Source organism: Ensifer sp. (assembly GCF_035999135.1).
GTDB lineage: Bacteria > Pseudomonadota > Alphaproteobacteria > Rhizobiales > Rhizobiaceae > Ensifer.
Genome location: NZ_DASYGZ010000009.1, coordinates 32512 through 43963 on the forward strand (window position 1 = coordinate 32512; position 11452 = coordinate 43963).

9 protein-coding genes are annotated in these 11452 nt (G+C 63.8%); 1 reads left to right on the forward strand and 8 read right to left on the reverse strand.

Going from position 1 to position 11452, the window contains the following annotated elements:
• Positions 1 to 27 precede the first annotated feature (27 nt).
• The 8 genes from VGO12_RS00580 to VGO12_RS00615 all read right to left on the reverse strand — a co-directional run bounded on the left by VGO12_RS00580 (position 28) and on the right by VGO12_RS00615 (position 9117).
• Positions 28 to 1098, reverse strand: a complete 1071-nt coding sequence (locus VGO12_RS00580) for an LLM class flavin-dependent oxidoreductase (protein WP_327510813.1) — start codon at positions 1096 to 1098, stop codon at positions 28 to 30.
• A gap of 10 nt (positions 1099 to 1108) precedes the next feature.
• Complete coding sequence (locus tag VGO12_RS00585) at positions 1109 to 2044, reverse strand: ABC transporter substrate-binding protein (RefSeq protein WP_327510814.1); 936 nt, start codon at positions 2042 to 2044, stop codon at positions 1109 to 1111.
• 68 nt (positions 2045 to 2112) lie between these two features.
• Positions 2113 to 3057 (reverse strand): ABC transporter substrate-binding protein, encoded by a 945-nt coding sequence (locus VGO12_RS00590; RefSeq protein ID WP_327510815.1) that lies wholly within the window; start codon positions 3055 to 3057, stop codon positions 2113 to 2115.
• A gap of 74 nt (positions 3058 to 3131) precedes the next feature.
• Positions 3132 to 4907 (reverse strand): amino acid ABC transporter permease/ATP-binding protein, encoded by a 1776-nt coding sequence (locus tag VGO12_RS00595; RefSeq protein ID WP_327510816.1) that lies wholly within the window; start codon positions 4905 to 4907, stop codon positions 3132 to 3134.
• Positions 4908 to 4969: 62 nt separating this feature from the next.
• Positions 4970 to 5518 carry a GNAT family N-acetyltransferase gene (locus VGO12_RS00600; protein ID WP_327510817.1) on the reverse strand — a complete coding sequence of 183 codons (549 nt, stop codon included), beginning with the start codon at positions 5516 to 5518 and terminating at the stop codon, positions 4970 to 4972.
• Between the two features lie 22 nt (positions 5519 to 5540).
• Positions 5541 to 6728, reverse strand: coding sequence for a M20 aminoacylase family protein (locus VGO12_RS00605; RefSeq protein WP_327510818.1), 1188 nt, complete (start codon positions 6726 to 6728; stop codon positions 5541 to 5543).
• Positions 6729 to 6750: 22 nt separating this feature from the next.
• On the reverse strand, positions 6751 to 8100 hold the full coding sequence (locus VGO12_RS00610; protein WP_327510819.1) for an LLM class flavin-dependent oxidoreductase: 1350 nt from the start codon (positions 8098 to 8100) through the stop codon (positions 6751 to 6753).
• A gap of 21 nt (positions 8101 to 8121) precedes the next feature.
• On the reverse strand, positions 8122 to 9117 hold the full coding sequence (locus VGO12_RS00615) for an MsnO8 family LLM class oxidoreductase (protein ID WP_327510820.1): 996 nt from the start codon (positions 9115 to 9117) through the stop codon (positions 8122 to 8124).
• A 385-nt stretch (positions 9118 to 9502) separates the two neighbouring features.
• Between VGO12_RS00615 and VGO12_RS00620 the strand changes: the two genes are divergently transcribed.
• The gene (locus tag VGO12_RS00620) at positions 9503 to 11452 is read left to right on the forward strand and encodes a PrkA family serine protein kinase (protein ID WP_327510821.1); all 1950 of its coding nucleotides are present in this window, start codon (positions 9503 to 9505) and stop codon (positions 11450 to 11452) included.

The following is an 11452-nucleotide window of genomic DNA, read 5'->3' on the forward strand; positions in this document are numbered from 1 at the left end:
GGTATCGACCTCCGGCCGGATCCCAAATCAGCCCCCGCGGGCCGGACGACGGAGCGGCGCGGCGTCGCTCGACGCTGGCCTCGAGGTCTCCACGCGGTTCCACCCGAGTTCCGGCGCAATCAGCCGCACGAAATCCTCGAGGATCTGCCGATACTCGTCCTCGGCGAATTCATAGGGAAGTTCCAGCCGCAGCTCGCTGACGCCGGGCAGGATCGGATCGGCATAGAGCCGCTCCAGGATTTCCTCGGCGCTGCCGACCAGATCGCCGGCGTAGAGCGTCCGGCGCTCGCCTTGCGGCGTCAGCGTCCGCTCGTGCCGGCCGGCCGCATAGTCGCGATAGCGTCTGCGGGTGATTGTATCGGCACCATCGATCGGCACGATCACCCGACCAAGCGCCACGCGCCTGCCCTCACCACCCGAGGAGCGGTAGAGTTCAAGCTGGCGCGCCTGCGCCACGAAGAATGCGTCCGTTTCCTCGCCTGTCGTCACGTTGCCGATCAGGAGGTTGAAGCCGTGGCTTCCGGCCCAGGCGGCCGAGCGCAGCGAACCGCCGCCATACCAGAGCCGGTCGGCGAGACCCTTGGCATGCGGCTGCAGCCGCGGGCGTTTGGCACCGAACGGCGTCTTGATGACCGTGTCCTCGTCGCCCAACAGGTTGCTGCGCAGGTTCTCCTGAAAGCGAAGCACCCGCTGATGCGAGAAATCATAGCCCGACCAGTCGCCATCGAAGGCAAGCGGACCGATGAGATCGAGATGCGGCGGCTTTCCGGCGCTGAGGCCCACATTCAGCCGGCCGCGCGACAAAATGTCGACGGTCGAAAGATCCTCGGCCAGTCGATAGGGATTCTCGTACCCGATCGGAATGACGGCAGTGCCGAGTTCGATGTCGCTCGTTCTCTGGGTGGCGGCCGCCAGGAAGGCGGCGGCCGACGAGATGCCGGGCTCCAGGTGCCGTTGGCGAACCCAGGCGCTGGCAAAGCCGAGCGCCTCGCCATACTGCAGCAGCGACAGGGTTTTCTCGAGCCCATCCAGCGGATTGTCGGGCGCATAGTTCCCGGGGCTGAGGAATCCGATCTGGCTGATGGATATGTTGGTCATCCCTGGCGCCTCAGAACTTCGGCAGGCCGGGCGGATTGGTCTCCGACTTCGGCAATGCCTCTTCCTGCAGACGCCAGCGTTCCAACACCTTTCCGTAGGTGCCGTTTTCGATCAGGCCATTGGTGGCGATCGTCAACGCATTGGCAAGACCGCTGCCCTTGCGGGTAGTGATCGCCACGTCGGAGCGCTCCGGCCAGCCGGCGCTCAAGGTGCCGACACGCTTGATGTTCTGGTCGCGCGCCGCGATGAAGACGAGCTGCGCATGCGGCTGGACGATGACGTCGGCGCGACCGGAGGCGAGCGCCACCAGGCTCGTCGCCTCGTCGTCGTAATATTGCAGCTCCAGGGGCTTCAGCCCGGCCGCGACATTCTCATCGCTCCATTTGAGCAGGATGCGCTCCTGATTGGTGCCGGCGCCGACGATGATCCTGAGGCCCGCCGCATCCTTCGGCTCCTTGATCGCCGTGATGCCGCTGTCGGCCTTGACGAAGAAACCATGCAGGCCCTGGCGATAGGTCGAAAAATCGAACTTTTCCTTGCGCTGCTCGGTGACGCCGACATTGGAGATGACCGCGTCGTACTTGCCGGATGTCAGCCCCAGCGGCCAGTCGATCCAGGCTGTGGGCACGAGTTCGAGCTCCAACCCCAAGCTGTTGGCGATCGCTCCGGCATATTCCGGATCGGCTCCGATGACGGTGCGCGCGTCGGTGGCGTAGGTCGCAAGCGGCGGACCGCCCGGGCTGACCCCGACGGTGAACTTGCCCGGCGTCACGAACTTGAAATCGGCGGGGATTGCAGCGACAGCCGCCTCGTTGCGAACAGCGTGGATGCGGCCCGGCTGTTCGGGGCTGAGATCAAAGCCGGTATCGGCAACGGCCGAGCCGACCAGCAGAAGGGCTGCCGCAGTGGCGGCGAGAAGGGGGCGAAAGGCGGACTTGCCGAACATGCGGGAGGTCTCCGATTGAAATGTAAAATCCGGATCGGCGGTGGTACCGCCGATCCGCGGGGACAAGATCAGGAACCGCTCTTCGGCAGGCCGGGCGGGTTGGTCTGAGCAGCATCGACCGCTTCCGCGCCAAGGCTCCAACGCTTCAGCACCTCGGCATATTTGCCGCTCTTGATGAGGTCGTTGAGCGCGACGGTGACGGCATCGGCAAGACCGCCGCCCTTGCGGGTGGTGACCGCGATCTCGGCCGTCAGCGGCCAGCCGCCGCTGGCGATGCCGACGACCTTGGTGTTGTTCTTGATCGATGCGGCATAGGCGCGTGTCGCATTGGGATTGAACTCGACATCGGCGCGGCCCGACTGCAGCGCCAGATCGCCCGCGGCGCGGTCGTCGTAATACTGCACCTCGATCGGCTTCAGCCCGGCGGCGACGTTCTGCCGGTCCCATTCGAGAATGATCTTCTCCTGGTTGGTGCCGGCGCCGGTGATCACCTTCAGCCCGGCAACGTCCTTTGGCTCCTTGATCGCTTCGATCTTGCTGTCGGACTTGACGAAGAAGCCAAGTACGTCCTTGCGGTAGGTGGAGAAATCGAACTTCTCCTTGCGCTCCTCGGTCACCGTGACGTTGCTGATCACGGCATCGTACTTGCCGGAGGCGACGCCGAGCGGCCAATCGGCCCAGGCGACGGGAACCAGTTCAAGCTCAAGGCCGAAGCTGTCGGCGAGCAACGAAGCGATATCCGGATCGGCGCCGACGACGGTCTTCGAATCCGAGGCGTAGGTGGCGATCGGCGGGTCCCACGGATTGATCGCGACGGTGAACTTGCCCGGATTGACGAATTTGAAGTCGGCGGCGATCGCCTTGATCGCCGCGTCGTTCTTTTCCGTGCGTACGCGGTTCGATGTGTCGGGGCTGAGGTCGAACTTCTCCTCGGCATGGACGGGGCCAAGTCCGAGGGTCAGCGCCGTAACGGCGCCGGCCAGAAGCAACTTTGCAGTGTTGAATGTCGGCATAATTCTCTCCTTTTCAATCATTGGTTGCGGATGATGACGAAGCTTCGCCGTCGGGACATGCACGGCAGTCGTTGTCAGAGAACGCGCGCGAGGAATTCGCGGGTGCGCGCATGTTTGGCATCGGCAAAGATCTGGGCCGGCGGCCCGGCCTCCAGCACGCGGCCCGCCTCCATGAAGACGACGGTGTCGGCGACCTCGCGGGCAAAGCCGGTCTCGTGGGTGACGATGACAAGTGTCGTGCCGGTGCGCGCCAGTTCCTTGATCACGTCGAGCACTTCGCCGACGAGTTCCGGATCGAGCGCCGAGGTCGGCTCGTCGAAAAGCAGCACCTTCGGACGCAGCGCCAGCGCACGGGCAATCGCGACACGCTGCTGCTGGCCGCCCGAGAGCTGACGCGGATAGGCGTCGATCTTGTCGCTGAGGCCGATGCGGGCGAGCAGTTCCTGGGCGAGGTGCACGGCCGCCTCCCGGCTAATGCCGCGGGCGTGGATGGGCGCTTCGATCAGGTTTTCGAGCACGGTCAGATGCGGGAAGAGGTTGAAGTTCTGGAACACCATGCCGATATCGGCGCGCCGTTTCAGGATGTCCTTTTCCTTCAGTTCATAGAGCGTGTCGCCCTTCTGGCTGTAGCCGACGAGTTCGCCGTCGATCGCGATAAAACCGTCGTCGACGCGTTCCAGATGGTTGATGGCTCTGAGCAACGTGGATTTGCCCGAACCGGACGGTCCGAGGATCGCCGTGACGCTGCCGGCCGGCAGGTTCAGTTCGACCCGATCGAGGACCTTCAGCGAACCGAAGCTCTTCGAGATGCCGTGCACATGCACCGCGCCGCCGGCGCGAAGCGCCTGGGCGTCGCGGAAACCAACCTTTGTGGTTGCGGCAGCCGGGCGCACCACCTCCGGCAGCGGCCGGCGAAAGCGTGTGATCAACGCCTGGAACGGCAGCGGCACCGGATTGCGCACCGCGCCGCGCGAATAGTAGCGCTCGATGTAATGCTGGGCGATCGAGAGCCCGGTCATGATCACCAGGTACCAGACGGTCGCCACCATCAGGAGCGGGATGACCTCGAGATTGCGGCGATAGATGACCTGAACCGTGTAGAAGAGCTCGGGCAGCGCCAGCACGTAGACCATGGACGTGCCCTTGGCGAGACCGATGATCTCGTTGAAGCCGGTGGGCAGGATCGAGCGCATGGCCTGCGGCAGCACGATGCGAACGGCCTGGCGGCGGCGCGGCAGGCCGAGGGCGGCCGCTGCCTCGTGCTGGCCCTGGTCGACGGCCAGGATGCCGCCGCGCACGATCTCGGCGAAGAAGGCCGACTGGTTGAGGGTGAGGCCGAGGAACGCGGCGGCAAACGGTGTCAAAAGCTGGGTCGTCGGGTAGTTCAGCCAGACCGTGTCGGTGAACGGCACACCGATCTGGATGCTCTCGTAGAGGTAGCCGAGATTGTTGAGCACCAGTAAAAGCACGATCAGCGGGATCGAGCGCAGCAACCAGATGTAACCGAAGGACAGGCCGGCAAGCAGCGGCGAGCGCGACACGCGGGCAAGCGCAAGGGCCGTCCCGAGCAGCGAACCGGAGACTGTCGCCAGCGCCGTCAGAAGCAGGGTGCGGCCAAGGCCCGCCAGCACCGGCTCGGCGAAGAACCACTCGGCAAAAACCGGCCAGCCCCAGCGCGGATTGGTCAGCACCGAATAGAGCACGCCCGAGATGGCGAGGGCTGCAAACAGCGTGCCGAGCGCGCGGCCGGGATGGCGCGCCGGCACGATGCGGTAGTGGGCATAGCCCGGGTTCGGCTCGCTCGTCCGGCTGACACCGGGCGCGCCGGCAAGATCGCTCAGAACTGCCATGGTGGATCCTCTCTCAGAAATCGGTTGGCGGCCGGCCGAGCAGGCGGCGCGATCGGTCGGGGTCAGGCGTGGCTTGCGGCCTGGGGCGGCGGCACTTCGGCCAGAAACGCCAGCGTCGCGACGAGATGGGAAATGTTCTTTTCGAAGGGCAGCGTCTTGTAGACCTCCGGGTCGGTCTCGACATCGAAGAGCGCGGTGTAGCCGTTGGCGAGATAGAGCCCGACCGCCTCCGGCTGGCGAAAGCCGGTGGTCAGATAGACACGCGAATAGCCCTGCCGCGCCGCCTGCGCCTCGAGTTCGAAGAGCACCTTGCGCGCCAGACCCTGGCGCCTGAGGTCGGAGCGGGTCCAGATGCGCTTGAACTCGGCGGTCTGGTCGTCATAGTGCTTGAAAGCACCACCGCCGATGGTTTCGCCGTTGCGGATCAGAAGCACGAAGTTGCCGCCATGCGGCGGGGCGAAGGCTTCCGCCGGGTAGCGGTTCATTTCGGCAGCCGCCCCTTCCTCGCTGAAATAATTGCCGTAGCGGCTGTCATATTCGACGATCAGCTCGTCGATCAGCGGCTTGGCGCGGGGATCGAGGGGCGTGGTGTAGAGAAACGTGTCACTCATGTCTTTCGCCATCCCTTGGTCGTCATGCGAGGAAAGTTTCCACCAGCCGGACCCAGTAGCGGGCAGCCGGTGCGATGATCGCGTCGTTGAAGTCGTATTGAGCGCTGTGGAGCGCCGCGCTGTCGCCGTTGCCGACGAAGGCGTAGTTGCCGGCCTTCTCCTCGAGAAAGAACGCGAAGTCCTCGCTGGCCGTACGCGGCTTGAAGTCGGCAACGATTGCGTCGGGCCCAAAGGCCCCAAGCGCCACGGTGCGGGCAAAATCCGTTTCGGCGGCGTGGTTGACCAACGCCGGGAAGCCAAGCCGGTAGTCGACGTCAGCCCTCGCTCCGAAACTCTCGGCCTGCGCCCGCGCCAGCGCCTGGACACGCTCGCCGAGCAGGCGGCGAACGTCGCCATTAAACGCGCGCAGGGTCAGCTTCAGTGACACGCTCTCGGGAATGACGTTCGACGCCTGGCCGCCGTGAATGGAGCCGACGGTGACGACGGCCATATGCTGCGGATCGACATTGCGCGAAACGAGGCTCTGAAGCGCCGTGATCAGCGATGCCGTCGCCAGAACCGGGTCGACCGTCAGGTGCGGCTCGGCGCCATGGCCGCCCTTGCCGACGACCGTGATATTGGCCTGGTCGACGGACGCCATGGCCGGGCCTTCGACGAAGCCGAAACGGCCGGCGGGCGCACCCGGCCAGTTGTGCAGGCCAAAGATCGCATCGACCGGGAAGCGTTCGAACAAACCCTCCGACAGCATTTTTCGCGCACCGGCGCCGATCTCTTCGGCCGGCTGGAAGATCAGCCGCAGCGTGCCGTCGAACCGTCCCTCCTCGGCGAGAAAACGCGCGGCGGCGAGCAGAATCGCCGTGTGTCCGTCATGGCCGCAGGCGTGCATCACACCCTTGTGGCGGCTGGCATAGGCAAGTCCGGTCGCTTCCTCGATCGGCAGGGCGTCCATGTCGGCGCGAAGGCCGATCGCCCTTTCGCCCTGTCCGCGCCGGAGGGTGGCGACAATCCCGGTCCCGGCGATGCCGTTGTTAACCTCGTAACCCCAGCCGGTCAGCAGGTCGCCAATGAGACCGCTGGTGCGCTTCTCCTGAAAGGCAAGTTCGGGATGCTGGTGCAGGTCGCGCCGGATAGCGACGATCTCGTCGAGGAAGGTGCCCAGGCCACGCTCGACGGCGGCTGACCTTTGTGTATCGGTGAGGATGAGGTTCATGGGCCGATGTCCGCCGGGACCATCAGGCCCCGACGGCCCTTCCCTGCTCGACGTCCACCGCCGGCGTCGCATACCGGCTTTCGCGATACGGCAGCCCCAGGTGATCGCGCAGCGTCGCGCCTTCGAGCCCGCGCTTGAAGTACCCTCGCTCTTCGAGGATCGGCAGCACGTGGGCCGTGAAATCAGCGAGGCCTTCCGCAATCACCGGGAAGCCGAGGATGAAACCATCGGCGGCGTCCTCGTCGATCCAGCGGATGATCTCGTCGGCGATATGTTCGGCCGTTCCGATGAAGGCGGTTCTCGGCGTTGCGACGTCGAGCGCGATCTCGCGCAGCGTTGCGCCGGTTTCGCGCGCCGTCTTCTTGATGCGGTCGGTCGTGGCCCGAAAGCTGTTCTTGCCGATGTCACCGATGTCTGGGAACGGTGCGTCGAGCGGGTAGGCGCTGAAATCGTGATGGTCGAAGAACCGGCCGAGATAGAGCAGCGCTTCCTCGATCGTTACGAGATCGCGGATGGCGCGATATTTTGCTTCGGCCTGCTCGGCCGTGGCGCCGACGATCGGACCGATGCCGGGAAAGATGCCGATTTCCGCCGCACGGCGCCCCTGCGCCACCGCGCTCTGCTTCACCTGCCTGTAGAAGACCTTGGCGTCCCCGATCGGCCCGCCATTGGTGAACACCGCATCGGCGTGTTTGCCCGCAAGCCGGACGCCGGAATCGGAGGCCCCCGCCTGGAAAACGACCGGTTGGCCCTGCCGCGAACGCTCGATGTTGAGCGGCCCCTCGATCCGGAAGAACCGTCCCTTGTGGTTGAGCCGGCGCAGTTTCGTCTTGTCGGCATAGACGCCGGTTGCGCGATCGCGCACGAAGGCGTCGTCGTCCCAGCTGTCCCAGAGGCCCTTGATCGTATCGAGATATTCGTCGGCGATTTCGTAGCGCAGCTCGTGTTCCGGATGCTCGCGCCCGTAGTTACGGCCAGAGCCTTCGAGCGGCGAGGTCACCGCGTTCCAGCCGGCGCGACCGCCGCTTAGCAGATCAAGTGAGGCGAACTGCCGAGCGACCGTGAACGGGTCGCTGTAGGAAGTCGAGACCGTGCCGACGAGGCCGATCTTCGCGGTCGAGGCGGCAAGCGCCGACAGGATCGTCAGGGGCTCGAAACGGTTGAGGAAATGCGGGATCGACTGTTCGTTGATGTACAGGCCGTCGGCAACGAAGGCGAAGGCGATGCCGGCGGCTTCCGCCTTGCGCGCCGTGTCCACGAAGAAGCCGAAATTGACGCTGGCGTCGGCGGGTCCGCTTGGGTGCTTCCAGGCGTTCATGTGTCCGCCCGGCCCCTGCAGCATGATGCCGAAAGTGACGTTCTTCTTGGTCATGACAGATCCTTCCCGGAATGATCAGGCGGCGAGAGACAGCCGCTCGCGTGCGATGAGTTCGATCGAAGCGAGGCGCTCGGCGGCGCCGACGGAGGGTGTTTCGATGACGAATTCCTGCACCCCGTAGCGGCGGTGCAGCTCGTCGAGTTCCTGGCGTACCTGCCGCGGCGTGCCGGTGAGCACGCTTGGCTTCTTTTCTTCGACGCGGTAGTCGCTGATGCCGGCCTGGCGGGCATACTCGGCCGCCTGCTCCTCGCTGCCGACATTGACGCTCTGGCCGTTGCCGAAGAGCACCTTGAAGATCTTCAGATCAGAGACATGCTCACGCGCCTGCTCTTCGCTGCTGGCGGCAAAGGCCGCGAGCGCAAGCAACGGCCGCTCGCCACCAGTGGCGCGTTCATAGGCATCGAACGTCCTTTGCAGATTGTCGGGATCGCCGTTGAGATGCCCGGCGAAAACGAGCTTCCAGCCCTTTTCGGCGGCCAGCACGGCGCTGTCGACGCTCGCGCCGAGCAGGAAGCGCTCCGGAGCAGCCGGCGGCAGCGGCGTCGCGAGCAGGTCGGGATGCTCTCCCTCTTGCGGCAGCAGATAGCGGTTGAGGTCCGCCAGCTGGTCGGCGAATTTCGGTCGCAGGGCCGGGTCAATTCCTGCCTGAAGCGCCCTTGTCGAAAGCGGAAAACCGCCAGGTGCCTTGCCGACGCCGAGATCGACGCGAGAGGGCGCGAGGCTTGCGAGCAGATTGAAGCTCTCGGCCACCTTGTAGGCGCTGTAATGCTGCAGCATCACGCCGCCGGAACCGATGCGGATCTTCGACGTTTTTGCCAGCAGGTAGGCAATCAGCGTTTCCGGCGCCGAGCTTGCAAGGCTCGACATGTTGTGGTGCTCGGCGACCCAGAAGCGATGATAGCCGCACTCCTCGGCGCGGGCCGTAAGCCGCACCGTTGCCTGCAGTGCCTCGGCCGCGGTTTGTCCGGGGTCGAGCGGGCTCTTGTCGAGAAGGCTGAGCAGATAGGACATGTCGCCGTGTTCCTGATTAAAGCGGTTGCTCACCGCATTAATCTATAAAACACATAGACTATATGAATTATAAGGAATGGATTTCCATTTCCGCCGCCGGATGGAGAAAATCAGCGCCGCTACCTTCGCGCGCACGCAAACGTGAAGGTCCGCCAAAAGGTAGTTGCAGGCGATCGCGAGCCTGCATGCCCGCGGCTGACGCAGGAACGCGATCAAATTTCGTGACGCTCCGTTCACGATCTTTCAAACATTGAAAGCAACCCCTTCGAGAATCACAAGAAAGCGAGTACTCTTTAGGAACTTTGCGAATGGGACGCCGTTTATTCGAATGAGCGAGCCGATAAGCAGCGATCCCCGTCTCAGCCAGCGGCCGCGGGAGAGCATGATGCAAAAGAGCGAATGCGACGTCTTCGATCTCTTCTCGGAGATCTATACCAGTGCAGCGCAAGAAGAAATCAGCCTTCAGGAATACCTCCTCGCATGTCGTGACGACAAAAGCATGTATGCCACCGCGCAGGAGCGGATGGTCACGGCCATCGGCAATCCAACTCTGATCGATACCAGCTCGGACGAGCGCCTCGGTCGCATCTTCTCCAACCGAACCGTCAAGATCTACCCGGCCTTTGCCGACTTCTACGGCATGGAAGACACGATCGAGCGGATCGTCGGCTACTTCCGCTACGCGGCCCAAGGGCTCGAGGAACGCAAGCAGATCCTCTACCTGCTCGGTCCAGTCGGCGGCGGCAAGTCGTCGCTCGCCGAGCGGCTGAAAAAACTGATGGAGCAGCAGCCGATCTACACGCTGGCGGTCGGTGGCAAGGTCAGCCCCATCTTCGAATCGCCCCTTGGCCTCTTCCATCCGGACCGCATGGCCGACCTGCTCGAGGACAAATACGGGATCTCGAGACGCCGCTTGACCGGCCTGATTTCGCCCTGGGCGACAAAGCGGCTCGACGAGGTCGACGGCGACATATCGAAGTTCAGCGTCGTCAAGCTGATGCCGTCGCGCCTGCGCCAAGTGGCGATCGCCAAGACTGAACCCGGCGACGAGAACAACCAGGACGTTTCCTCGCTGGTCGGCAAGGTGGACATCCGCCAGCTCGAAAACTACAGCCAGGCCGACCCCGACGCCTACTCCTACAGCGGCGGCCTCAACCGCACGACGCAAGGCTTGCTCGAATTCGTCGAGATGTTCAAGGCGCCTATCAAGGTGCTGCACCCGCTTCTGACCGCGACCCAGGAAGGCAACTACAACGGCACCGAGAGCTTCGGAGGTTTCCCCTACCAGGGCATCGTCGTTGCCCATTCGAACGAATCCGAATGGCTGCAGTTCAAGAACAACAAGAACAACGAGGCCTTCCTCGACCGCATCCTGGTGGTGAAGGTCCCCTACTGCCTGCGCGTCACCGAAGAACGCCTGATCTATGAAAAGCTCCTGCGCGAAAGCGAACTGACGAAGAGCCCCTGCGCGCCGGAAGTGCTCGAAAGCCTCAGCCGCTTCACGGTGTCGACCCGCCTTGCCCGCCACGAGAACTCGCCGCTCTACACCAAGATGCGGGTCTATGACGGCGAGAACCTGAAGGACACCGATCCCAAGGCCAAGTCGGTGCAGGAATACCGCGATGCCGCCGGCGTCGACGAGGGCATGACCGGGATCAGCACCCGCTTTGCCTTCAAGGTGCTGTCGGAGACCTTCAACTACGACACCAAGGAGGTCGCGGCCGACCCCGTGCACCTCATGTACATCCTGGAACAGGCGATCCGTCGCGAACAGTTCCCGAAGGAGACCGAGGCAAGCTATCTCGACTTCATCAAGTCGGAACTCGCTTCGCGCTATGCCGAATTCATCGGCCACGAAATTCAGAAGGCCTATCTGGAAAGCTACAGCGAGTACGGGCAGAACCTGTTTGATCGCTACATCGCCTATGCCGACGCCTGGCTCGAGGATCAGGACTTTAAAGACCCGGACACCGGGCAGATCCTCAACCGGGAAATCCTCGACAGCGAACTGTCGCAGATCGAAAAGCCCGCCGGCATCGCCAACCCCAAGGACTTCCGCAACGAGGTCGTGAAATTCACCCTGCGCACCCGTGCCAAGAACCACGGGCGCAACCCCTCCTGGACGAGCTACGAAAAACTTCGCGACGTGATCGAGAAGCGCATGTTCGGCCAGGTGGAAGACCTGCTGCCGGTCATCAGCTTCGGCTCGAAGAAGGACAGCTCGACCGAGAAACAGCATGCCGAATTCGTCCAGCGCATGACCCAGCGCGGCTACACCGAGCGTCAGGTCCGGCGACTGGTCGACTGGTACATGCGGGTCAACAAGGCGGGCTGA

Bases quoted from the DNA above. Each gene is read 5' to 3' on its own strand.
- VGO12_RS00580 (WP_327510813.1), bottom strand. From the start codon at position 1,098: ATGACCAACATATCCATCAGCCAGATCGGATTCCTCAGCCCCGGGAAC.
- VGO12_RS00585 (WP_327510814.1), bottom strand. From the start codon at position 2,044: ATGTTCGGCAAGTCCGCCTTTCGCCCCCTTCTCGCCGCCACTGCGGCA.
- VGO12_RS00590 (WP_327510815.1), bottom strand. From the start codon at position 3,057: ATGCCGACATTCAACACTGCAAAGTTGCTTCTGGCCGGCGCCGTTACG.
- VGO12_RS00595 (WP_327510816.1), bottom strand. From the start codon at position 4,907: ATGGCAGTTCTGAGCGATCTTGCCGGCGCGCCCGGTGTCAGCCGGACG.
- VGO12_RS00600 (WP_327510817.1), bottom strand. From the start codon at position 5,518: ATGAGTGACACGTTTCTCTACACCACGCCCCTCGATCCCCGCGCCAAG.
- VGO12_RS00605 (WP_327510818.1), bottom strand. From the start codon at position 6,728: ATGAACCTCATCCTCACCGATACACAAAGGTCAGCCGCCGTCGAGCGT.
- VGO12_RS00610 (WP_327510819.1), bottom strand. From the start codon at position 8,100: ATGACCAAGAAGAACGTCACTTTCGGCATCATGCTGCAGGGGCCGGGC.
- VGO12_RS00615 (WP_327510820.1), bottom strand. From the start codon at position 9,117: ATGTCCTATCTGCTCAGCCTTCTCGACAAGAGCCCGCTCGACCCCGGA.
- VGO12_RS00620 (WP_327510821.1), top strand. From the start codon at position 9,503: ATGCAAAAGAGCGAATGCGACGTCTTCGATCTCTTCTCGGAGATCTAT.